Annotated in this window: 21 protein-coding genes and 2 tRNA genes; 6 read left to right on the top strand and 17 right to left on the bottom strand. The window is 64.0% G+C overall.

Going from position 1 to position 20,491, the window contains the following annotated elements; all coding sequences use genetic code 11:
* Positions 1-66: 66 nt before the first annotated feature.
* Both H7X45_RS02270 and H7X45_RS02265 read right to left on the bottom strand, forming a co-directional pair.
* Entirely contained in the window at positions 67-342 is a 276-nt protein-coding gene (locus H7X45_RS02270; protein ID WP_187335949.1) for a hypothetical protein, read from the bottom strand.
* A 224-nt stretch (positions 343-566) separates the two neighbouring features.
* Complete coding sequence (locus H7X45_RS02265) at positions 567-1,235, bottom strand: uracil-DNA glycosylase (protein WP_187335948.1); 669 nt, start codon at positions 1,233-1,235, stop codon at positions 567-569.
* Between the two features lie 63 nt (positions 1,236-1,298).
* On the opposite strand from H7X45_RS02265, the gene folK reads away from it, so the two are divergent.
* Together folK and H7X45_RS02255 are read left to right on the top strand one after the other, a co-directional pair.
* Positions 1,299-1,835, top strand: a complete 537-nt coding sequence (gene folK, locus H7X45_RS02260) for a 2-amino-4-hydroxy-6-hydroxymethyldihydropteridine diphosphokinase (protein WP_246449579.1) — start codon at positions 1,299-1,301, stop codon at positions 1,833-1,835.
* A gap of 14 nt (positions 1,836-1,849) precedes the next feature.
* Positions 1,850-1,925 (top strand) — tRNA-Lys (locus H7X45_RS02255).
* Positions 1,926-1,972: 47 nt separating this feature from the next.
* Here H7X45_RS02255 and H7X45_RS02250 read toward each other — a convergent pair.
* Positions 1,973-2,524: a DUF1003 domain-containing protein gene (locus H7X45_RS02250; RefSeq protein ID WP_187335946.1), complete on the bottom strand. Its 552-nt coding sequence runs from the start codon at positions 2,522-2,524 to the stop codon at positions 1,973-1,975.
* A gap of 151 nt (positions 2,525-2,675) precedes the next feature.
* Positions 2,676-3,356, bottom strand: coding sequence for a spermine/spermidine synthase domain-containing protein (locus H7X45_RS02245; RefSeq protein ID WP_187335945.1), 681 nt, complete (start codon positions 3,354-3,356; stop codon positions 2,676-2,678).
* Positions 3,357-3,433: 77 nt separating this feature from the next.
* Here H7X45_RS02245 and H7X45_RS02240 point away from each other — a divergent pair, with 77 nt between their 5' ends.
* Positions 3,434-5,239, top strand: coding sequence for an ABC-F family ATP-binding cassette domain-containing protein (locus H7X45_RS02240; RefSeq protein WP_187335944.1), 1,806 nt, complete (start codon positions 3,434-3,436; stop codon positions 5,237-5,239).
* A gap of 40 nt (positions 5,240-5,279) precedes the next feature.
* Here the strand turns inward: H7X45_RS02240 and H7X45_RS02235 are convergent, their stop codons facing one another.
* Both H7X45_RS02235 and H7X45_RS02230 read right to left on the bottom strand, forming a co-directional pair.
* On the bottom strand, positions 5,280-5,858 hold the full coding sequence (locus H7X45_RS02235; RefSeq protein WP_187335943.1) for a glutathione binding-like protein: 579 nt from the start codon (positions 5,856-5,858) through the stop codon (positions 5,280-5,282).
* A gap of 180 nt (positions 5,859-6,038) precedes the next feature.
* A complete protein-coding gene (locus tag H7X45_RS02230; RefSeq protein ID WP_246449576.1) occupies positions 6,039-6,545 on the bottom strand; it encodes a DUF6456 domain-containing protein in 507 nt (168 codons plus the stop codon).
* Positions 6,546-6,634: 89 nt separating this feature from the next.
* On the opposite strand from H7X45_RS02230, the gene H7X45_RS02225 reads away from it, so the two are divergent.
* Positions 6,635-7,198, top strand: coding sequence for a helix-turn-helix domain-containing protein (locus tag H7X45_RS02225; protein WP_187335942.1), 564 nt, complete (start codon positions 6,635-6,637; stop codon positions 7,196-7,198).
* Between the two features lie 193 nt (positions 7,199-7,391).
* Positions 7,392-8,570, top strand: coding sequence for a glycosyltransferase (locus H7X45_RS02220; protein ID WP_187335941.1), 1,179 nt, complete (start codon positions 7,392-7,394; stop codon positions 8,568-8,570).
* A gap of 147 nt (positions 8,571-8,717) precedes the next feature.
* Here H7X45_RS02220 and H7X45_RS02215 read toward each other — a convergent pair whose 3' ends face one another.
* The 4 genes from H7X45_RS02215 to yajC are packed head-to-tail and all read right to left on the bottom strand — an operon-like array spanning position 8,718 to position 12,060.
* The gene (locus H7X45_RS02215) at positions 8,718-9,086 is read right to left on the bottom strand and encodes an MTH938/NDUFAF3 family protein (protein ID WP_246449810.1); all 369 of its coding nucleotides are present in this window, start codon (positions 9,084-9,086) and stop codon (positions 8,718-8,720) included.
* A 10-nt stretch (positions 9,087-9,096) separates the two neighbouring features.
* The gene (gene secF, locus H7X45_RS02210) at positions 9,097-10,077 is read right to left on the bottom strand and encodes a protein translocase subunit SecF (protein WP_187335939.1); all 981 of its coding nucleotides are present in this window, start codon (positions 10,075-10,077) and stop codon (positions 9,097-9,099) included.
* Positions 10,078-10,089: 12 nt separating this feature from the next.
* Positions 10,090-11,679 (bottom strand): protein translocase subunit SecD, encoded by a 1,590-nt coding sequence (gene secD, locus H7X45_RS02205; protein ID WP_187335938.1) that lies wholly within the window; start codon positions 11,677-11,679, stop codon positions 10,090-10,092.
* A 54-nt stretch (positions 11,680-11,733) separates the two neighbouring features.
* A complete protein-coding gene (gene yajC / locus H7X45_RS02200) occupies positions 11,734-12,060 on the bottom strand; it encodes a preprotein translocase subunit YajC (protein WP_425498179.1) in 327 nt (108 codons plus the stop codon).
* A 193-nt stretch (positions 12,061-12,253) separates the two neighbouring features.
* Here yajC and H7X45_RS02195 point away from each other — a divergent pair.
* Positions 12,254-12,330, top strand: a tRNA-Pro gene (locus tag H7X45_RS02195).
* A 325-nt stretch (positions 12,331-12,655) separates the two neighbouring features.
* Here H7X45_RS02195 and H7X45_RS02190 read toward each other — a convergent pair.
* Genes H7X45_RS02190 through H7X45_RS02160 form a run of 7 tightly spaced genes read right to left on the bottom strand, consistent with a single transcriptional unit; the run spans position 12,656 to position 20,381 of the window.
* The gene (locus H7X45_RS02190) at positions 12,656-13,243 is read right to left on the bottom strand and encodes a 3,4-dihydroxy-2-butanone-4-phosphate synthase (protein WP_187335937.1); all 588 of its coding nucleotides are present in this window, start codon (positions 13,241-13,243) and stop codon (positions 12,656-12,658) included.
* A complete protein-coding gene (locus tag H7X45_RS02185) occupies positions 13,243-13,818 on the bottom strand; it encodes an NADPH-dependent FMN reductase (protein ID WP_187335936.1) in 576 nt (191 codons plus the stop codon). Before H7X45_RS02185 ends, H7X45_RS02190 begins: the two co-directional genes overlap by 1 nt.
* Positions 13,815-15,332, bottom strand: a complete 1,518-nt coding sequence (locus tag H7X45_RS02180; protein WP_187335935.1) for a glycerol-3-phosphate dehydrogenase — start codon at positions 15,330-15,332, stop codon at positions 13,815-13,817. The genes H7X45_RS02185 and H7X45_RS02180 overlap by 4 nt, the downstream gene beginning before the upstream one ends.
* Positions 15,333-15,350: 18 nt before the next feature.
* A complete protein-coding gene (locus H7X45_RS02175) occupies positions 15,351-16,448 on the bottom strand; it encodes an LLM class flavin-dependent oxidoreductase (protein WP_187335934.1) in 1,098 nt (365 codons plus the stop codon).
* Positions 16,445-17,359, bottom strand: coding sequence for an aldo/keto reductase (locus H7X45_RS02170; RefSeq protein ID WP_187335933.1), 915 nt, complete (start codon positions 17,357-17,359; stop codon positions 16,445-16,447). The genes H7X45_RS02175 and H7X45_RS02170 overlap by 4 nt, the downstream gene beginning before the upstream one ends.
* The gene (locus tag H7X45_RS02165) at positions 17,356-18,372 is read right to left on the bottom strand and encodes a LacI family DNA-binding transcriptional regulator (protein WP_187335932.1); all 1,017 of its coding nucleotides are present in this window, start codon (positions 18,370-18,372) and stop codon (positions 17,356-17,358) included. Before H7X45_RS02165 ends, H7X45_RS02170 begins: the two co-directional genes overlap by 4 nt.
* Complete coding sequence (locus tag H7X45_RS02160) at positions 18,369-20,381, bottom strand: alpha-glucosidase (protein WP_187335931.1); 2,013 nt, start codon at positions 20,379-20,381, stop codon at positions 18,369-18,371. Before H7X45_RS02160 ends, H7X45_RS02165 begins: the two co-directional genes overlap by 4 nt.
* Positions 20,382-20,491: the final 110 nt, after the last annotated feature.

Here is a 20,491-nt window from a genome sequence, read left to right as displayed (position 1 = left end):
GAGCGAAGCCCAAAGAAAAACGGCCCCGGATCGCTCCGAGGCCGCTCTTCAAACTGGCTTTGCAGCTTAGTTCTGCGTGTCGCCAACGCCGGTTTCGCTGGGAGCGATTTCGCCGTTGTCATCCATGGCGTTCGCTTTTTCTTCGCCCATTTCCTCGACCTTGTCGGCCTTGTTCTCGAGCGCATCTTCGGTGGCTTCGTTGGTCGCCATGTCGGCCTGCTCGTCGATCGCGTCGGCCTGTGCCTCGGCGTTGTCTTCGACGGCATCAGCTTCCTTGCTCTGGCAAGCAGTGATCAACGTGGCCGAGCTCAGCAGAGCGGTGGCCAGAACCAATTTACGCATTTTAATCTCCCTAGTTGATCGCGGCATGCGCCGCTCGATCGGCGCGCAACTTCGCTATGTGGTCGGCCAGTTGCAAGCGAAAAGCGTCGAATTGTTTCATTACTGTCACGGCTTCTTCGCCCAAAAAACAGACGCCATCGTGAAGATTCAATGGCTTAGTCGTTTCACCTGCAAAAACAGAGGCTGGCACCGCGCACGGATCCGCCCCGCTTTCGCACAATGCCTTACGTTCTGCGCAAGTCCTCCGCCTGCTCAAAGACCGCCTCAAACATCTCGGGCGTCAACCTGCCGGTATTCGTATTGTATCGCGAGCAGTGATAACTATCGATCAGGATGCGCCCGTCAGGCAGCGTATGTCTGCGGTTGTGACCAAAGGGGAAATCCGCCAGCCGCCCGCCACAGTGCCGCACGAAGCTATCATGCGCGATCCGCCCGAGCGCGATGAATATGCGGGCCCTGGGCAGCTCTTCCTCCTGCCGGGAAAGAAATTGCCGGCATTGGTTGATTTCCGCGGAAGTCGGCTTGTTCTGGGGCGGCAGACATTTCACCGCATTGATGATGATGGCCCCGTCCAATTCGAACCCGTCATCCGCCGCAGACCCATAGCTCCCGCGGGCTAGTCCCATCTTTGCCAGCGTCTCGAACAGAAGGTCACCCGCATAATCGCCCGTAAACGGTCTCCCGGTGCGATTCGCACCATGCTTTCCAGGTGCTAGGCCAATGATGGCGAGCCATGCTGCAGGATCGCCCCAAGCCGGAACCGGCGCATTCCACCAGTCCGGATGCTCGGCGCGCAGTTCCTCGCGTAGCGCCACCAGCCGGGGGCAGAGCGGACAGTCGCGGTCCGGTTCAGTCGCGGCAAGCGGGATATCGACAGGTGCGTTTCGTGTCATGCAGACTTGCCTACCGCCCACGCCGCCACCATGCCAGCCTCCAGAACCGACGCAGGAGCGAAAGTGAGCCGACAGCTGCAATCCGCTGGTTTTCAAGGTGCTGAATTTTATTGCATCGCGCTCGGATCGAACCGGAGGAGCGCCGAGCATGGTGATCCGCGCGCCAATGTGCGGGCGGCAATGCTGGCTCTTCAACGCCTCGGATCGCTGGAGCGCGCGTCGGATATCGTCGAAACCGAACCCCTTGGCCCCTCGCGCCGTCGTTTCGCCAACGCAGCGATCCTGCTGCGCTGCGACCTTGATCCACCCAGGCTGCTCGCCGAACTGAAAGCCATCGAGCGGCATTTCGGCCGGCGACGGGGCCGCCGCTGGGGTGAGCGCGTGATCGACCTCGACATTATTCTGTGGTCAGGCGGTGCGTACCGGAACACTACGCTCACGATCCCTCACCCAGACTTCCGCACCCGCTCTTTCGTCCTGAAACCGGCTGCCCAGATCGCGGATGAATGGCGTGATCCGGCCACTGGCCTGTCGGTCCGCCAGCTGCTCTTGCGCCACAATCACCCCAAGCCGCTTGACCGGGCCCCGCGCACTTTATAGGGGACGCGGCGGTGGGGCCCTTAGCTCAGTCGGTAGAGCAACTGACTTTTAATCAGTAGGTCGCTGGTTCGAACCCAGCAGGGCTCACCACCTTTCCCAAGTCCCGGTCATAGCGGCTGAACTGGCCGCACATTCGGTTACGGCAGCCGCTTCTCGATCCGCTCGAGCTGTTTCAGAATCAACTCTTGGCGTTCGAAAATTCGTTCGTGCTGCTCGCCGCGTAGGCGATCGAGTTTTTCCTGCATGCCCAGGATCTCGATTTCTGATCGAAGGTTCACCTCATAATCATGGGCGGCGGCGATCCGGTCCTTTTCGGCCTGCCGGTTCTGGCTCATCATGATGATCGGTGCCTGGATCGCGGCCAGCATCGACAGCATGAGATTAAGGAAAATGTAGGGATAGGGATCGAAGGCGCTGCCTTTGGCCAGAAGAAAGCTGTTCGTTCCGGTCCAGGCCAGAAGGAACAGGAAGAACATGCCGATAAACGGCCAGGAGCCGCCAATACGCGCGACGGAATCGGCCAGGCGATCCCAAAAGCTGTCCTGCGCATCGGCCAAGTCGCCAACGTCCCGGCTGATGGGGGCGCGGCGTTCGATATGATCGACCACGCGCTGCTCTTCAGGGTCAGCCGGGTTCGCGCCGAGCAGCTTCCTCGTCAGTTCCGTCATAACATGTTTGGGATCGATCATATGCGCATGTCCTTCGTTCGGCGCAGTCTTCCGCGGCCAGCCGGGCGCTGCTGACCTTCAGCAATGGCAAGGCGTCGCCTGTTAATCCAGCAGCTCCGGGAGAAGTCTGAACGATACGCGGCTACTTTGCTGCGCGGACATGCTCAGGCCGTCACCGTGTCTTCGAACGGCTCGCCAGCCAGATGGTATGACGTGGACCTTTGCCGTTGCTTCTGGCGCGTACCATCTGCTCCTCCACCGCAAGGCCGCTGGCCTTCAACCGCTTGGTGAAAGCCGGGTCAGGCGCGGCGGACCAATAGGCCACCAACCCTCCCGGCTTGAGCGCGCGCCGGGCGGCAGCGATCCCCGCCGCACCATACAGCCCATCATTGCCGGCACGCACCAGCCCGTCGGGGCCGTTGTCGACATCCAGCAAGATTGCATCATAGCATTCCTGCGCGCCACGAATCGTTTCGCCGACATCGCCGAGGCGCAAGGACAGGCGCGTATCGTCGAGGCACGCGCCTGTCAGCTCCGCCATCGGCCCGCGCGCCCATTCGACGATCTGAGGGACCAGTTCGACCAGATCGACTTTCGCATCTTGTTCCACAAGCCCGAGCGCCCGGCGCAGCGTAAAGCCCATGCCGTAACCGCCGATCAGCCAGCGCTGGCCCTTGCGCCCCGCCAGCCGCTCCGCCGCCAGGCTCGCCAGCGCCTCCTCACTGCCGCTCATCCGGCTGTTCATCAGCTCGTTGCGATCGAGCACGATGATATGATCGCCCCCGCGCCGATAGAGTTTCAGCTCATCGCCGCCCGGTATGGGCGCGGTATCGATCAGTTCGCGCGGGGTCATGGCCTTCGCTATTGCCGCTCCGAACGCGGAAGACCAGCTTGAAGCGCCGCCGGGATCGGCCTACCTCCGCGCGCAACATGGCCGAACCTCCTATCCTCTCCTATGAAGGCCTCGGCCTTGTCCAAGGCGCCGGCTGGCTGTTCCAGGACCTCGACATCCATGTCGGCCCGCGCGACCGGCTGGCACTGATCGGCCGCAACGGCGCGGGCAAGACCACGCTCCTGAAGTTGCTCGACGACCGGATCGAGGCGGACCGTGGCAAGCGCACCATCGTGCCCGGCACCAATGTCGTCTTCCTGGAGCAGAACCCGGACTTCCGGCCATTCGATACGCTGCTCGACTTCGCGGTCCACGGCGCCGACGGGCCGCCCGAGCATGCCGTGCTCGCCATCGCCGACCAGCTGGGCATCGATCTCTCGCGCGAAGCAGCAAGCGCCAGCGGGGGCGAGCGTCGCCGTGCGGCGCTCTGCCGTGCGCTGGGCAGCGAACCCGATCTGCTGCTGCTTGACGAGCCCACCAACCATCTCGATCTCGCCGCGATCGAGTGGCTGGAGGACTGGCTGAACCGCTACAAAGGCGCCTTCCTTGTCATCAGCCATGACCGGACCTTCCTGACGCGGCTGACGCGCGCCACGCTGTGGCTCGACCGCGGAGCGCTGCGGCGCAAGGACGTCGGCTTCGGCGGTTACGAGGCGTGGATGGAGCAGATCGCCGCCGAAGACGCGCGCGCTGCCGACAAGCTGGACGCCAAGCTGAAGCTGGAGGCGCACTGGCTCGAACGCGGCGTCACCGCACGGCGAAAGCGCAACCAGGGGCGGCTGTCCAAGCTCTACGAGATGCGCGCGCAGCGTGCCGCAATGCTGGGGCCGACCGGTCCCGCCAAGCTCGCCATCGCCACCGATGACAGCCGCACCAAGTCGGTGATCGTCGCCGAAGGGGTAACCAAGCGCTTCGCCCAGGCCGCGGACGACGAGCCGCGCACCATCATCCGCGACTTCAGCTTGCGGGTGCAGCGCGGCGACCGGATCGGCATCGTCGGATCGAACGGCGCGGGCAAGACCACGCTGATCAAGCTGCTCACCGGAGAGCTGGAACCGGATGAGGGCTCCATCACGCTGTCCCCTACGCTTTCCGGCGTCGTCATCGATCAGCAGCGCAGCCTGATGCAGCCGGACAAGCGCGTGCGCGACGTGCTGGCCGACGGCAGCGACTGGATCGACGTACGCGGCGTTCGCAAGCATGTGCAGGGCTACCTCAAGGACTTCCTGTTCGATCCGGGCGTGATCGAGACCAAGGTCGGCATCCTGTCGGGCGGGGAGAAGAGCCGCCTTCTGCTGGCCCGCGAGTTCGCACGGGCCTCCAACCTCCTCGTCCTCGACGAGCCGACCAACGACCTCGACCTCGAAACGCTCGACCTCCTGCAGGAGGTGATCGCCGACTATGAGGGCACCGTGCTGCTCGTGAGCCATGACCGCGACTTCCTGGACCGCACCGTCAACCTGACGCTCGGCCTCGACGGATCGGGCCATGTGGACATCGTCGCCGGCGGCTATGCCGACTGGGAGGCGAAGCGCCGTCCGCGCACCGCTCCTTCGTCCGCCGCCAAGCCCGCCCCGCCGCCGCCTGCCCCGCCGCCGCCCAAGGCGCGCAAGCTCAGCTACAAGGACCAACGCGACCTCGACCGGCTGCCCGGACTGATCGAGACGATGGAGGCCGACATCGCGGCGGGTGAGACCGCGCTGTCCGATCCGGACCTCTACACGCGCGATCCGGGCCTGTTCCAGCGGCTGACCAACGCGCTCGACGCCAAGCGCGCCGAGAAGGACGCGGCGGAGGAACGCTGGCTGGAACTGGCCGCCGAGGCCGAGGCGCTCGACGGCTAGCTTCACACTGCTTCACACAGTCCAGAGAGGCTTTTTCTCCTCAGCCGAGCCCCTCTTCCTTCATCGCCTGCTGCACCGCCGGGCGCTCTTTGTGACGCGCGCGATAATCCTGCAGCGTGCGCGGCAAATTCACGCCGAACTTCTCCGCCCAAAGCGTTGTAACGAAGAGGTAATTGTCCGCCGGCGTCGGTTTGTCACCGACCAGCCAGTCGCCGCCGTCCATCAGTTTCTCGGCCAGCTTGAACTTCTCTTCGACGGTCTGCTTGGCCGCTTCCTTTTCGCTGCCCTCCGCGCCGCCGAATAGCGGGCCGTAGGCGCCGTGGATTTCAGTGCCGATGAAGCCGATCCATTCCAGCATCTTGTAGCGATCGCGGCCCTCCGGCGCGGTCCCGAAGCGATCGGCGAGCAGCGTCAGGACCGCCGGATTCTCGGTCAGCAAACCGTCCTCGGTCTCGATCGCGGGCACATAACCGCGCGGGCTGATCTCGTAGAAATCCTTGCCGCTTTCGGTCTTATGTTCGGAAAGATCGACCTTTTCCTTCTGATAATCTTCACCGCTTTCGACGAAGGCGATGTGGCTGGCGAGGCTGCAGGCGCCGGGGGAATAATAGAGTTTCATGATCGGGTTGCTCCGTTTGAGGTTCGTGCAAACCAAGCGCGCGGGCGCTTCGAGCGGTTCCCGCCAAGCATGCCGTCATTGCGAGGCGCCCGAAGGGCAACGAAGCAATCCAGAGCGTATGCAGCACTGCAACGGCCCTAGATTGCCGCGTCGCTTCGCTCCTCGCAATGACGTCGATACTCACCCCGGCAGCCGATAGAACGCGGCCAACCGGTCGAGCGCGATGCGCAGCACCAGCTTGCCTGATCGCGCCGGCCAGCCCAAGCCGCGCTCCGCGCCTGCCATGGTCTGCCCGTCGCAGATGACTCGCCAGGCGATATCGGACAGTTCGCCGCTCAGCGCCGCCAGCGCGCCGTCGAAGCGCTGCTTGGCGGCCAGTTGGCGTTCGCCCGGCTCCATATGATCGGCGGGCCCGCGCCGCCCCTTGCCGCGCGGCTCCGGGTTCCAGCCCATCGTGACGCGGGGTCCAAGCGAGGCGCGTTCATAATCGAAGCGCAGCTTTTCGCCCGCATCGAACTGCCGATCGGTCAGATGCCCGCGGGCGTGTAGCCAGGCGAGCGGGGACTCCGCCTGGTTGACGGTCACGCTGCGAGCGGGGCGCCCCGAAGCGAGCCGCCTCCCGCTCGGAAGACCGCGTTCGGCCAGCGGGCGCGGGTCGTCATGTAGCTTCGGCTGTTTCTTCGCCATGCCATTCTCCCATTTGGTTCTATTTCGAGCTTGCCATGGGTCCGTCGATGTAGGACAGCGGAAAAGGAACCGGACAGGAGATTATTTTCATGCTTCACCGCATCCGTGAGGTTCGCAAGGCCAAGGGGCTGACGCTCGACGAGGTTGCCCGCGCCTGTACGCCGCCCACCACCGCGCAGACCATCGGGCGGCTGGAAACCGGCACGCGCACGCTGTCGCTGGACTGGCTCAACCGGATTGCGGACGCGCTCGGCGTCGAATCCAGCGAGCTGGTGGAGCTGCCCGATCGTACCGACATTCCCGTCGCCGCGCGCCTTACCGCCGAAGGTGCCCGCGCGCTGACTCAAACCGCCACCCTGGCCCCGCCCGCACCCGGCGGATCGACCCAGGCGGTGGTGGTGGAAACCGGCATCGGCGATTATCGCGCGGGCGACGAAATCTGGATCGAGACGCTGGCGCCCGAATCTTATGGCCGCGCGCTCAATCGCGACGTCCTCCTGCCCCGCCCCGCCGGCCGCTTCCTCTTCGGCCGCCTGATCGGCCGCGAAGACGGCAAGCTGCACCTGCTCCCCCTTGGCGCAGGCGGGCGGCAACAGGTGGTGGCCGACCCGCCATGGATCGGCGTGGCGACGAAGCTGGTGCGGGGATTGTAGGTCAGCGCCGCTTTTACCGATCCGTTCGGGCTGAGCTTGTCGAAGCCCCGTCCTGCTTCTCTAGTCCTGAGAAAGATCGCGGGAAGTACGGCCCTTTGACAAGCTCAGGGCGAACGGAGAGCGGGGTTGCCCGCTAACTGATTTTCATAAACCGAGATTACAGCGTCTTGAGGAAGGTTTTAGAAAACACGTTATGACCCTCCGCATCCTCACCCTCGCCACGCTGTTCCCCAACGCCGCCGCGCCCAATTTCGGTGTGTTCGTCGAACGGCAAACGGCGGCGCTGGCCGCGCGGGAGGGCGTGGAGGTGACGGTGGTGAACCCCATCGGCCTGCCGCCCTTCCCGCTCGATCGCCATCCGCGTTACCGGGCATTGCGCGAATTGCCGCGGCATGAGCGGTGGCGGGACCTGGACGTTTATCGCCCGCGCTTCCGTCTGCTGCCGGGCTTGCCGGACCGCAACCTTGCGGCCATCGCCCGCGCGGTGCTGCCACTGGTGCGCGACCTACATGCAAAGCGTCCATTCGATCTGATCGATGCGGAGTTTTTCTATCCCGACGGCCCCGCGGCGCAGGCGATCGCGGGCGCTTTGCACCTGCCCTATACGGTGAAGGCGCGCGGGGCCGATATCCATCTTTGGGGCCGGCGCGAGGGATCACGCGAGGCGGTGCTGGCGGCGGCACGGGGCGCGGCGGGTATGCTGGCGGTGTGCGGGGCGCTGAAGGAGGATATGGCCGCGCTCGGCATGCCTTCTGACGGCATCACGGTGCATTATACCGGCTGCGATCAGACGCGTTTCCGGCCAGTGGATGGCACGGGCCTAAGGGCGCGGCTCGGCATCGACGGGCCGGTGATCGCCACGCTCGGCGCGCTGATCGAGCGCAAGCGGCAGGATCTGGTGATCGAGGCCCTGGCCGCGCTGCCCGGCGTCACGCTGCTGCTGATCGGCAAGGGTGAGCGGGAAGCATCCTATCGCGCGCTGGCGCAGGCGCGCGGGGTGGCGGACCGGGTGCATTTCGCCGGGGCGGTGCCGCATGATGATCTGCCCGAATGGCTGTCAGCGGCGGACGTGCTGGTTTCGCCTTCCGACAGCGAAGGGCTGGCCAATGCCTGGGTCGAAGCACTCGCCTGCGGCACGCCGGTGGTGGTGAGCGAAGCGGGCGGCGCGCGTGAACTGGTGTCGAGTGCGGTGGCGGGCCGCGTGACGGCGCAGGAGCCCGGCGCGATCGCCGATGCGGTGCGCGAATTGCTGGCGGACAAGCCGGATCGCGCAGCGGTGCGTGCGACAGTGGAGCGGTTCAGCTGGGACCGGAATGGCGAGGAACTGGAGGGGTTTTTCCGAACCCTCACAAGCCAACCCCGCTCGGGCTGAGCTTGTCGAAGCCCCGTCCTGTTTTTCCATCCTTGTGCGAGATCGCGAGAAGAACGGCCCTTCGACAAGCTCAGGGCGAACGGAAGATGGCTAGTCCGGCCAAGACGCTCCAAGCTCTGGGCTATGGACGCAGTGAATGAGCCGCACTCAGCCCAGCGGGTACAGCGCCGCGACGACCCAGCGTTCTTCGGCGCGCAGCAGCGCGAGCGTGCGGGCGGCGGCGCGGCTGTCCATTGCCTCGATCCCGATGCCGCGCTCTTCCATCGCGCGGCGAAAGGCGGCGGGCGGCTGAACGAGCTTGGCGCCCGTGCCGAGCAGCAAGAACTCCGGCCTGGGTTCGCTCTCCAGCGCATCACCCAGATCGGCCATCGCCAGCGCATCGATCGCCGGCGGCGTCCAGGTGCGCGCCTCTTCCTGCGTCAGGATCACACCGTCCGGGAAGACGGCATCGCGCACCTTGAAGCCGGTGCCCGAAAAGCCGGTGACCTGCGGCCCCGCGCCCTGTTCCTGACGCATCTCGACCATATCAGCGGGTATAACCCTCGCGGTCCTTCGGCACGGCGCCGGGCTTGTCGCCCACCGGCACGAAGCTGTCCGGGCCGACCTTCAACCACACCAGGATCGGCGCGCCCCAATAGATGGAGCTGTAGGTGCCGACCACGATGCCCAGCGTCATCGCCGCGGTGAAGCCAAAGATGGTTTCGGGGCCGAGCAGCAGCATCGCGACCAGCACGATCACCATCGTCAAGCTGGTCATCACCGTGCGCGACAGCGTTTCGTTGACCGAGAGATTTAGCAGCTCCCCGATCTCCATCTTGCGGTATTTCTTCAGGTTCTCACGGATTCGGTCATAGACCACGATGGTATCGTTCAGCGAATAGCCGATGATGGTCAGCAGCGCGGCGATGATGTTGAGATCAAACTCCAGCTGGGTGAGCGCGAAGAACCCGAAGGTCAGCGTCACGTCGTGCGCCAGCGCAGCCAGCCCCCCAACGCCGAATTGCCATTCGAACCGCACCCAGATGTAGATCGCGATGGCGACCATCGCGGCAAGCAGTGCGATCGATCCCTTCTGGAACAATTCGTCCGATACCTTGCCCGACACGCTGTCCACCCCGTCCACGCGCGCGCCGGGATAATCCTTCTGGATCGCGCCGACGATGGCGTTGGTCATGGCGTTGGCCGCGCCCGTTTTGCCTTCCGCTTCCTGCGGCAGGCGCATGCGGATCGAGACTTCGTTGGGCGCGCCGAAGCGCTGGATCGAGGGCGATCCGTAGCCGAGCGAGCCGACCGTATCGCGCAGCTCTGAAACCGGGGCCTCCGCGGTTTCGGTGAAGGTGACGCGGATCATCTGGCCGCCCACGAAATCGACCCCGAAGTTCAGCCCGCGCGTCGCCACCAGGACGATCGAGATGATCATCAGCAGCACGGACAGGCCGGTGGCGATGTAGCGCCACTTCATGAAGTCGATATTGGTATCGTCCGGAACGAGTTTCAGCAGTCGCATGGGTTTCGATCCTCAGATGTGCAGTTCGGTGGGGCGGTTGCGGCGGACCCAGCCGGCGACCCACATGCGCGTGACGGTGACGGCGGTGAACACCGAGGTGACGATGCCGATAACGAGCACCACGGCAAAGCCGCGGATCGGCCCGCTGCCGAACAGGAACAGCAGCACCGCGGCGATGACGTTGGTGAGGTTCGCGTCGAAAATAGCGCGGCTTGCCTCGCGGTAGCCCACCTCGATCGCCTGGATGACGCGGCGGCCCCTTCGCTGCTCCTCGCGGATGCGCTCATTGATCAGCACGTTCGCGTCCACCGCCGATCCGACTGTGAGCACGAAGCCCGCGATGCCCGGCAGCGTCAACGTGGCGCCGAACAGGCTCATGATCCCCAGGATCAGCAGCAGGTTGATGATCAGCGCGGCGTTGGCATAAAGCCCGAAACGGCCATAGGTCAGCGCCATGAAGGCGAGCACGGCGAAGGTCGCAACCGCTGCGGCAATGCCGCCGGAGCGGATGGAATCAGCACCCAGATCGGGGCCGACGGTGCGTTCCTCCACGATCTTCAGATCGATCGGCAGCGCGCCGGAGCGCAGTGCGATGGCGAGGTTGTTGGCGCTCTCCACCGTGAAATTGCCGGAGATTTGCGACGAGCCGCCCAGGATCGGTTCCTGGATCACGGGCGCGCTGAGCACCTTGTTATCCAGGATGATCGCGAACTGCTTGCCCACATTGGCCTGCGTCAGCTGCGCGAACTTCCGACCGCCCGTCGTGTCGAACTGGATGGTCACGACCGCGCGGTTGTCCTGGTCGTAGCTCTGCTGCGCGCCCGTCAGGCTGTCGCCCGAAATGCCGCCCAGGCGACGCACGGCGACATAGCCGCTGCCATCGTCCATCGGGAAGACCTGGCTGCCAATGCGTGCCTTGCCGGCCTGCGTATCTTCCGGCGGGTTCTGATAATCCACCATCTTGAATTCGAGCTTGGCGGTCTGGCCGAGCAGGTTCTTCAGCGCCTGCGGATTGTCGAGGCCCGGTACCTGCACCACGATGCGATCATCGCCCTGCCGGATGATCGTGGGCTCGCGCGTGCCCAGTTCATCGATACGGCGGCGGATCACGTCGGTGGCGGTGTCCATCGCATCGTTCAGATTGCGCGATATGCCCGCATCGGACGGCGTCATGACGAAACGCGTTCCGTCGAGCACGCGGATCGTCCAGTCGCGCTGGCCGGTCAGCCCTGCCCCGGTGGTGAGGCCCTGCACCGCCTCGCGCGCGGCATCGACCTGGCTCTGGTCCGCCACGGTGAAGCTGAGCTGACCGCCGGTGCGCGAGATTTCACCATAATCGACGCCATTTGCATCCTTCAGCGCGGCGCGGACATTCTCTTCCATCTTCTCCAACTGCTGCTCGCGCACCTGCACAGGGTCCGCCTCCAGCAAGAGATGGCTACCACCGGCCAGATCGAGCCCGAAATTGATGGTCTGCTTGGGCAGAAAGTCCGGAAGCGCGGCCACCGTTTTGGCGGGCAGCAGGCTGGGCAGCGCCAGAATGACGCCTATGATCAGCAGCAGCGTGATGAAGATACGCTTGGGTTGGGTGAATTCGAGCATGGATGGGTGGCCTGATCAGATGTGGGCGCGCGAAGGGATCGGAAAGGCGGCGACTCAGTCGTTCGCCGGCTTGCCCGGGTTCTTCGGCACCACATCGGCCAAGGTGGACTTCACCGCGCGCACCGTCATGCCCTTGGCCAGTTCGATCTCGACATGGTCTTCGGACACCTTGGTCACTTTGCCCATCAGGCCGCCTCCGGTGACCACTTCATCCCCGCGAACCACGCTGGCAACCTTGGCGGCATGCTCTTTGGCGCGCTTCTGCTGGGGCCGGATCAGGAACCAGTAGAACACGATGAAAATCAGAACGAGCGGCAGGATCTGCATGATCGCACCGGCACCGCCGGAAGCGGCCTGGGCGTTGACAAGCATGGAAGTCATCGAATTTCCCTTTAGGAAAGATAAGCGGGCAGCGGTTTTTGGCGACCGCGCGTGCCGCATATAGGATCGGGCGGGCGATTATCACTCCAAGCCCCGCCGCGCAACGCCGATCGAAAAGCCGCGACGGCAATGCAAGATCCTACGCGGAAGGCTTGCACAAGCATTTCGTCCGCCCTATAGGCCGCCGCTCGGTCGGGACGTAGCGCAGTCTGGTAGCGCATCACACTGGGGGTGTGGGGGTCGTAGGTTCGAATCCTATCGTCCCGACCATTTTTTCGGCGACCCGTCAGCGCCGCGGAGCCTCCTCACAGCATGAACGCTCCCCGCCCGCCAGGCTTGCGGACGCGCAGCTGTCTCCTGAATGGGCGCGGTCTTGCTTCGCATACCGATCGACGACCAGCCGATGGCAGCGATTTTTGGAGACATGCATGGCCGATAAGAGCCACGCGCGATCATAGCCGCCTTCTGATCGACACGCTGCACCGCATTAATGACGGCATCACTTCTGCCGAAGCCACGCATGCCGACGCGGAGGCGTGGCCGCTGGAGGAATAGCTCCGGCAGCGCCTCGCCCCGCCCATCGTCTGATCTTGGCCTAGGTTGTGAGGTCCCCGATATTCGCGACCGTGAGGCTGTGCTCGTCGATCATTTCCTCGATATCGTTGAGCCGCGCCATTTCGCCGTCGTCTCGCATGATCGAGCAGATTACCGCTGCATCGCCCACCCCGGCTAGGCGGCACAATTCGATGGAGCCTTCCACGGCAGACATGCGCACGCTGGTGCCCTCGGCTCGGGCGATCAGCGGGAAAACATGGCCCGGGCTCACCAGATCGCCGGCGGTGGCGCCGGGCTTTACGGCCATTTCCACGGTGCGCGCGCGGTCCGCGGCGGAAATGCCGGTCGTGATGCCATCGGTGGCTTCGATCGAATTTCCGAACGGGCGTCCGGTCTGGTTGTGCGCCGTCGGGTTCATAAGCGCTATGCCGAGACTGACGGCGCGCTCCGATGTCATCGTAAGGCAGATCAGCCCGCGGCCATAGCGGGCCATGAAGTTGATCTTGTCCGGCGTAATCGTGCTGGCGGGCGTGCAGAAGTCGATATCGCCGCCGCGAAGTCTGTCGCCGGTGATGACGATGATGTCTCCGCGGCCAAGTGCGTCCAGGGCTGTTTGAAGATCGCCCATCACATCTGCTCCGGAAAACCCTGAAGGGACATGGCACCGTTCAAGGACTGCTCGCCCACCAACCGCAGCTGCATGCGGGCGCGATCGTCCAGGCACTCGCCTTCCGGCGAAAACAGGCCGGGATAGGTCCGCACGGTGGCACCCATCGGCGTCGGCCAGCCGCGAAGGGCATGCACGATGCTGCGCATGGTGAGCAGCGTGCTCATCGATGCCTGGTCACCATAGGCGGTGGCGATCAGACCGACTGAACGACCGTGCAGATAGGGCCGCGAATCCTTAGCCAGATCCTCCAGATAATCGAGCGCGTTTTTGACGAGCCCCGACACCGTGCCGTGATAACCCGGCGCGGCCAGGATCAGGGCGTCGGACTGGCGAACGGCCTCCACCATCTCCCGGCCGGTGTCCTTCGCATGGCCCGGCCCGCGATAAAAAGGCAGATCGCTAAGATATTCCCCGCCGAAGACATCGACGTGAGCTCCCGCCTCGATCGCCGGCTGGGTGGCGGCGCGCAGGGCCATTTCGGTCGAGCTGGGACTGGACACCGTCCCCCCTATGGCCACGATTTTAACGCTCATGCTGCTCTCCGCTCTTCCAGATAGTTTTGTAGCTTTTCCCGGCCGTTGTCGGTCAGACGCAGACCGAGCTTGGTGCGCCGCCAGATGATATCTTCGACCGTGCGTGCCCATTCTCGCGACACCAGATAGTCTACCTCGCGCTGGGTCAGGCCGTGGCCAAAATAGATGCCGCAATCCTGCAGCCTTGCCGCCTCCCCTAAGATAGTAAAGGCATCGGTGCCATAGGCCCGTGCCATGCGCCGACAGGTGAACGGATCCAGAAATGGATAGCGGGCACCCAGCTCGCCGATAATGCGGTCTATTTCTCCAGCCCCGAACTCACCGCCCGGTAAGAGCTTGGTTCCCGTCCAGGGTTTGGGGTTGGGCAGGGAAAGCCGCTCGGCCAGCTGGTTGACGGCGTCCTCCGCGAGGTGGCGATAAACGGTCAGCTTGCCGCCGAACACATTGAGAAGCGGCGCGCCGTCCTGTTCGGCGGAAAGCTCCAGGCTGTAGCCGCGCGTTGCCGCTTCGGGCTTGTCCGCGCCGTTGTCGAGCAGCGGGCGGACGCCGGCATAGCTCCACACGACATCGGACGGAGCGATGGATCGCGCGAAGAAGCGGTTCGCACCCTCACAGATATAGGCGATCTCTTCCTCGCTCGCGGCGACCTGATCCAGCTTGCCGGTGTGATCCGCATCGGTGGTGCCGATCAGCGTGAAATCGTCCTCATAAGGAATGGCGAAGAAAATGCGTCCGTCCGGCAGCTGGAAAAAATAGGAAAAGTCGTGATCGAACAGGCTCGGAACCACGATGTGCGATCCGCGCACGAGGCGCATGCCGCGCTTTTCGTTCACCCCGCCCGCCGCCAGCAGATCGAGCGCGCCCGGCCCAGCGGCGTTCACCAATATGCGGCCCCGAAAACTGCCCTGTTCGGTGTCGGCGCGCCAGAGCTCTTCCTCGCGGCGAAACCCGGTGACGCGGCAGCGTGTGCGCACATCCGCACCGCGATCGGCAGCATCGCGCGCGTTCAGGACGACGAGCCGCGCATCGTCCGCCCAGCAATCCGAATAGACGAAGGCGTCGGAAAATTCGGCCTTGAGCGGCGCGCCGGCCTCATGATTGCGCAGATCGATCGTCTCGGTCGCGGCGAGCTTCTTGCGGCCGCCGATATGGTCATAGAGGAACAGCCCAAGGCGCAGGAGCCAGCGCGGACGCAGGCCTTTTACGTGCGGCAGGACGAAGCGCATCGGGCGGATGATGTGCGGCGCGATGCCCCACAGCCTCTCGCGCTCGTTCAAAGCCTCGCGCACCAGTCCGAATTCGCGATGTTCCAGATAGCGCAGGCCACCGTGGATCAGCTTGGAGGAGGCCGAAGACGTGCCGCTGGCCAGATCCCGCGCTTCGAGCAGCAATACCCGCGCGCCGCGCCCGGCGGCATCGCGCGCGATCCCGCATCCGTTGATGCCTCCACCGACGACGATGATGTCGTAGACGTCCTCGTCGTCGAAAGCGGTTTGCGGGGCGGCTTCAGGCATCGTGGAAACTGGTCCGGCCTAGAACTTCAACGGACCATGTTCGATCTCAGGCAGAACGTGGCGCGCGAAAAGGTCGGCTTCCGCTGCGTGCGGATAGCCCGACAGGATGAACGCTTCGATCCCCTCATCCTGATAGGCGCGCAGCTTGGCCAGCACCTGGTCGGGATTGCCCACAATCGCCGCGCCGCAGCCCGAGCGCGCCCGCCCGATACCGGTCCAGAGATTGTCCTCGACAAAGCCGTCGCCGCCTGCCGCGCCGCGCAGTTCCTGCTGGCGCTGGACGCCGTAATTCTTTGCATCGAGCGATTTTTCGCGGATTGCCCTGCCCTGCTCATCGTCAAGCTTGGACAGGAGCCGATCGGCATAGGCGCGCGCCTCCTCCTCGGTCTCGCGCACGATTACATGGGCGCGGTATCCGAATTTCAGGGTGCGGCCATATTTCGCTGCGCGCTCGGTCAGATCGGCGATGTTCTCGCGCACCTTGTCCATGGTGTCGGGCCACATCAGGTAGACGTCGCAAGCCTCGGCCGCGCATTCGCGCGCCGGATGGCTCAGTCCGCCGAAATAGAAGGGCGGACATTTTCCTGACAGCGTGGTGATCCGCGGCGGCTCAAGCTCCATCTGGTAGAACTCGCCTTTGAAATCGAGATGCTCGCCGTTCAGCAGCGTGCGCACGATCTTCATGATCTCCGTGCCGCGGGCGTAACGCGGTTCGCTTTCCATCTTCTGCCCCGGCATGTCGGAGGAGATGATGTTGACGTTCAGGCGGCCCGCGGTCTTGTCCGCGTTCCAGCCCAGAATACGGTCGAGCGTGGCGATGCGGCGGGCAAGCTGCGGCGGCCAGTCTTCCCCCATGCGCGTTGCCCAGAGCAGCTTCATCCGCTCCAGATAGGGCGCGACCGCGGCGGCGAAGATCGTAGTGTCGACGCCCAGCTGATAGCCCGACGGCAGAAGGATATTATCGAACCCGCCTTCTTCTGCGCGCAGCACGAGATTGCGGCAATGCTCCCAGCTGGAGGCGAGCTGCGCATCGGGGACGCCCAGAAATTCATAGTCGTCATCGCACAGCGCGGAAAACCAGGCGATCTCGCACTGGCGCTTGTCTTGGCTTGTCATGGCAAATCCTCTCCTCTTGCGGCGACGAGCACCGCATACCAATCCTGGCGCGTCCAGCGGACGCCGAGCGCTTCGGCACCTTCGGCGATGCGTTCCGCGCTTTGCGATCCGATGATCGGCACAATCCCGGCGGGATGCGCCATCAGCCAGCTATAGGCGGCGACCGCGCGGCTGACGCCCTGCGCATTCGCGACCGAATCCAGCGCAGCGACGACCTGTTTGTCGCGCTTGCTCTCAGCATTGAGCAGGCGTCCGCCGCCCAGCGGAGACCAGGCCATCGGCGTCAAACCCAGCCGCATCGCCTGATCAAGCTCGCCATTTTCAAAGCAATCGATCCGCAGCGGGCTGATCTCCGGCTGCGTGGTCACGAGCGGGGTATCCAGAAAATGGACCAGCGCCTCGATCTGGCTTTGCGTGAAATTCGACACGCCGAGCGCACGGATCTTGCCGGAGGCCACGGCATCCTCCAGCGCGCGGGCGACTTCCTGGGGATGCGCGAGAATATCGGGGCGATGGATCTGATACAGATCGATCGTCTCCACCTTCAGGCGGCGCAGCGAGGCATCGATCGCCTCGGCCAGATAGGCTGGCGACTGATCATAAGGCAGAGGCGGGCGAATACCGCCCTTGGTGGCGAGCACCATCCGGCCACGCAGTCCCGGCTCTGCCGTAAGCACCTCGCCGAGCAGGCTTTCGGCGTCGCCGAAGCCGCCTTCCCCGTCGAAACCGTAAATGTCGGCGGTATCCAGCAGCGTGATACCGGCGTCGAGCGCGGCATGCACCAGCCGCCCGGCTTCGTCAGCGCTACGGCCATTATCGGCCAGCCGCCACATGCCCCAGGCGATGGGAGAGATGGCGATGTCGCTGGTGCCGAGATGCCGCTCGGCTGCGGGAGGGGTCAGGTCAGTCATTCATGGTCCTTTGAAAAAGGCGGCGCGACGGAGCCGCGCTCGATCAGATCATGCGGAAGGCGCCGATGGGTAATATCGCCCCCGGAAATCAGAATTTCGGTCGCGGCGCGGGCCAGTTCGGCCATCGGCTGATGGATACTGGTCAGCGGCGGCCAGACAGTGCGGGCCAGAGGCGTATCGTCGAACCCGGCAACGGACAGCTGATCCGGCACCTTGATCTCACGCTCATGCGCCACGCTCAGCACACCGGCGGCCATGTCGTCATTGGAAGCGAAGATAGCGGTGGGCGGATCGCGGCGGCCCAGCAATTTGCGTCCGGCGGCGATGCCGCTTTCCACATCGAACTCGCCATTTTCGATCAGGCTCGGTTCGAAAGCGATCCCCGCCCGGTCCAACGCGCGGCGATAGCCGAACAGCCGGTCTTCGCTCGCCATATGGTTCGGATGGCCCTTGATGAAGCCGATCCGGCGGTGGCCGTAGTTGATGAGATGCGTGGTGATGTCATCCGCCGCCTGCGCATCGTCCATGAAGACCGAGCTGGTCAGCGCGTGATTGGTGCCGGGCGAAATACGCACGAAAGGAATGTCGAGCTTGTCGAGCACGTTCAGCACCGCCTCGCAGTCCGTTACCGGAGACGAAAGCACGATGCCGTCGACCTGGGTTTCGGTGATCAGCCCGCGCACCTGCTGACCCACTGCCGGATCGTCCACGTCCACCGGCTGGGCGAGCAGACGGATGCCGTTTTCCTTGCAGAAATTCCAACATCCGGACTGGATCTGAAACATGTAATAGGGACTGTGATTGTCGTAGATCAGCGCGATCTGGTTCGATTTCGCACCCGACAGGATCCGCGCGGCCACACTGGGGCGGAAGTTCAGCTCCTTCATCGCCCGTTCGACCTTTGCGCGGGTTTCGTCGCGCACATAAGGGTGGTCGTTGAGCACGCGGCTCACCGTCTTCACCGCCACACCCGCCCGCTCGGCCACGTCCTTGATATTGGCCCGCTCGCTCATGCGGTCAGCGTCCCGGCCATGTCTGCGAACAGATCGGCATGCTGGCTTTCGCGGCGATAGAATACCGGCGGCCGGCCAATCGGTGCGGAGACCTGCCGCGTGCCGGGCGCATGTTCTTCGCCGGTCCAGCAGCAAATCCACGCTGTGCTTCCGGGAAAGACGACGCTTCGCGCTTCCACCCCTTCTTCGATCACGGGAGCTACGAGCAGGTCCTCCCCGTAAAGATATTGGTCCTGCACATCATAGAGCGACCGGTCGTCCGGATGATGCAGGAACAGCGGGCGCTGCGCGGGTAGGCCGGTGGATTGCGCCTCGCGGCACAATTTCCGGACGTAGGGGGCGAGATGGGCGTGCATGCGACTCCAGCGTGCAAAGCATTGCAGCAGTTCCGGCGTGGAATCATATTGCAAATTGTCGTCCGGACGATTGCCCTCATGCGTGCGCATGACCGGCGCGAAAGCGGCCAGCTCGCACCAGCGCTGCATCAGCTCTTCACTGCGGATATTGCCGTGCAGCGAGGTATAACCGCCGCAATCGGAATGGCTGTAGGCATTGCCGACAAGCCCTGCCGACAGCGCGGCGGTGATGACCGTACCGATTCCGTCATGCCGCGTGAAATCGACCGACTGATCGCCGGCCCAGAGCAGCGGGCAATGCGCCTGAATGCCGCTGAAGCCCGCGCGCATGAAGAACAGCGCGTCGCCGGTCTTTCCGCGGCTGGCGACCGCGCGCGCATTCACCTCGCCCCAGAGCACGGGGTAGCGATTATGCGCTTCCATTGGGTCAGAACCGTCGGCCAAACGCAGATCGGTAGGAAGATACTCGCCGAAATCGGCCATCCAGCCCATGATACCGTTGTCGAGCATCTCCCGGCCGATGATGCGTTCGGCGAACCAAGCTTTCGTTTCCTCGCGCGTGAAATCCAGAACGCCGCAATCGAATTCGCCGAAATCGACGAGATGCGGCTCGTCGCTGTCCAGGGACAGACAGAAATGGCCTCCCGCTTTCGCTTCTGCAAACAGCTCTCCGTCGACGGACAGATAGGGATTAACATAGGCAAGAAAGCGGATGTCGCGCGCGGCAAGCTTGGCGATCCGCTCCTTGAGGCCCGGGAAGCGCTCCTCGCTCCGCCTACCCAGCTGCCAGTCCCAGAACAGACGCCGTCCAAAGCTCGTCTCGCGGATGCCGGCCCAATCCTCACACCACAAACCGGAAACCGCAGCGCCCGCATCGATAAACTGCTCGAGCCGCTCGAAGCTTTGATCACCACCCTTCAGCCCGACAATCGCGCCGCCGATCGCCCAGTCAGGCAGCGGTGGCTGGCGGCCAAAGCGAGTAGAAAGACGCGATACCAGCGCGCGAGGCTCATCCGCCGCAAAAATCTCAAACCGCGCCGAGCCGCGCCAAAGCTCAACGGCATGATGCGCCGGGTCGCTGAAATCGAGCACACTGTAGCAGCTTTGGGCGCAATGCACGGCAAGCCAGCGTGACGTCAGGAAAGTCGGCTGCGGATAATTGGTGTTCCAATAATCACCCCCGGCCATTTCCTCATCCATCAGGCGCGTCAATTCTGTGCTCTTGTCACGGCCCACGCCCGGCTCGCTGGTCCACATCGGGAAGCGCCGTCCATTGAGCGCAAGATAGCTCATCTGCTCACCCCCGCCCCAAACGGATTCCTCGGGTTCGGCGAAAAAGCGCACATGGATGCGATCGAAGGCGGGATCGAGCGACGCGATGGTCAGGCTATTGCCGGAGACGGATATCCGAACATGAGACTGGCCATCGACAAGCAGCTCGACCGAGTCGTTCTGCATCGCGAACTCGGTCGGCTCGATCGGATCGAACGGCGCATCGTCAATGCGGAAGTTACCGCGATACATAGAGATGTCGGGATTGCCGCGCGCGATGACCACCGCAGGACAGTCCCGCCTGTGTCGCAGCACGATCTTCGCGCCAATGCGGATCTCGAAGCCGTCCGGAACGGCATGAAACTGCAATTCTGTGTCCAAAAGTCCACTCCCTGACACGAATAGTGCCTATTCCGACTACATTAGGCAAGCCCGTTATGACAACGCTTGACATAAATGATCCGGTCTCGCATCAAAAGGGACTGCCCGGG

The sequence above is a fragment of the Novosphingopyxis iocasae genome (genome assembly GCF_014334095.1).
Lineage (GTDB): Bacteria > Pseudomonadota > Alphaproteobacteria > Sphingomonadales > Sphingomonadaceae > Novosphingopyxis > Novosphingopyxis iocasae.
This window is presented reverse-complemented; position numbering and strand designations above follow the sequence as displayed.

Excerpts from the sequence above, each read along its gene's own strand:
- H7X45_RS02190 (WP_187335937.1), bottom strand. The coding sequence starts at position 13,243 with ATGGGCGATCTTCAAACAGCCCTGGACGCACTTGGCCGCGGAGACATC.
- H7X45_RS02220 (WP_187335941.1), top strand. The coding sequence starts at position 7,392 with ATGACCCTCCGCATCCTCACCCTCGCCACGCTGTTCCCCAACGCCGCC.
- secF (WP_187335939.1), bottom strand. The coding sequence starts at position 10,077 with ATGCGACTGCTGAAACTCGTTCCGGACGATACCAATATCGACTTCATG.
- H7X45_RS02265 (WP_187335948.1), bottom strand. The coding sequence starts at position 1,235 with ATGACACGAAACGCACCTGTCGATATCCCGCTTGCCGCGACTGAACCG.
- H7X45_RS02230 (WP_246449576.1), bottom strand. The coding sequence starts at position 6,545 with ATGGCGAAGAAACAGCCGAAGCTACATGACGACCCGCGCCCGCTGGCC.
- H7X45_RS02175 (WP_187335934.1), bottom strand. The coding sequence starts at position 16,448 with ATGACAAGCCAAGACAAGCGCCAGTGCGAGATCGCCTGGTTTTCCGCG.
- H7X45_RS02240 (WP_187335944.1), top strand. The coding sequence starts at position 3,434 with ATGGCCGAACCTCCTATCCTCTCCTATGAAGGCCTCGGCCTTGTCCAA.
- H7X45_RS02180 (WP_187335935.1), bottom strand. The coding sequence starts at position 15,332 with ATGCCTGAAGCCGCCCCGCAAACCGCTTTCGACGACGAGGACGTCTAC.
- H7X45_RS02165 (WP_187335932.1), bottom strand. The coding sequence starts at position 18,372 with ATGAGCGAGCGGGCCAATATCAAGGACGTGGCCGAGCGGGCGGGTGTG.
- H7X45_RS02225 (WP_187335942.1), top strand. The coding sequence starts at position 6,635 with ATGCTTCACCGCATCCGTGAGGTTCGCAAGGCCAAGGGGCTGACGCTC.
- yajC (WP_425498179.1), bottom strand. The coding sequence starts at position 12,060 with ATGACTTCCATGCTTGTCAACGCCCAGGCCGCTTCCGGCGGTGCCGGT.
- H7X45_RS02185 (WP_187335936.1), bottom strand. The coding sequence starts at position 13,818 with ATGAGCGTTAAAATCGTGGCCATAGGGGGGACGGTGTCCAGTCCCAGC.
- H7X45_RS02235 (WP_187335943.1), bottom strand. The coding sequence starts at position 5,858 with ATGAAACTCTATTATTCCCCCGGCGCCTGCAGCCTCGCCAGCCACATC.
- H7X45_RS02245 (WP_187335945.1), bottom strand. The coding sequence starts at position 3,356 with ATGACCCCGCGCGAACTGATCGATACCGCGCCCATACCGGGCGGCGAT.
- secD (WP_187335938.1), bottom strand. The coding sequence starts at position 11,679 with ATGCTCGAATTCACCCAACCCAAGCGTATCTTCATCACGCTGCTGCTG.
- H7X45_RS02215 (WP_246449810.1), bottom strand. The coding sequence starts at position 9,086 with ATGCGTCAGGAACAGGGCGCGGGGCCGCAGGTCACCGGCTTTTCGGGC.
- H7X45_RS02170 (WP_187335933.1), bottom strand. The coding sequence starts at position 17,359 with ATGACTGACCTGACCCCTCCCGCAGCCGAGCGGCATCTCGGCACCAGC.
- H7X45_RS02250 (WP_187335946.1), bottom strand. The coding sequence starts at position 2,524 with ATGATCGATCCCAAACATGTTATGACGGAACTGACGAGGAAGCTGCTC.
- H7X45_RS02270 (WP_187335949.1), bottom strand. The coding sequence starts at position 342 with ATGCGTAAATTGGTTCTGGCCACCGCTCTGCTGAGCTCGGCCACGTTG.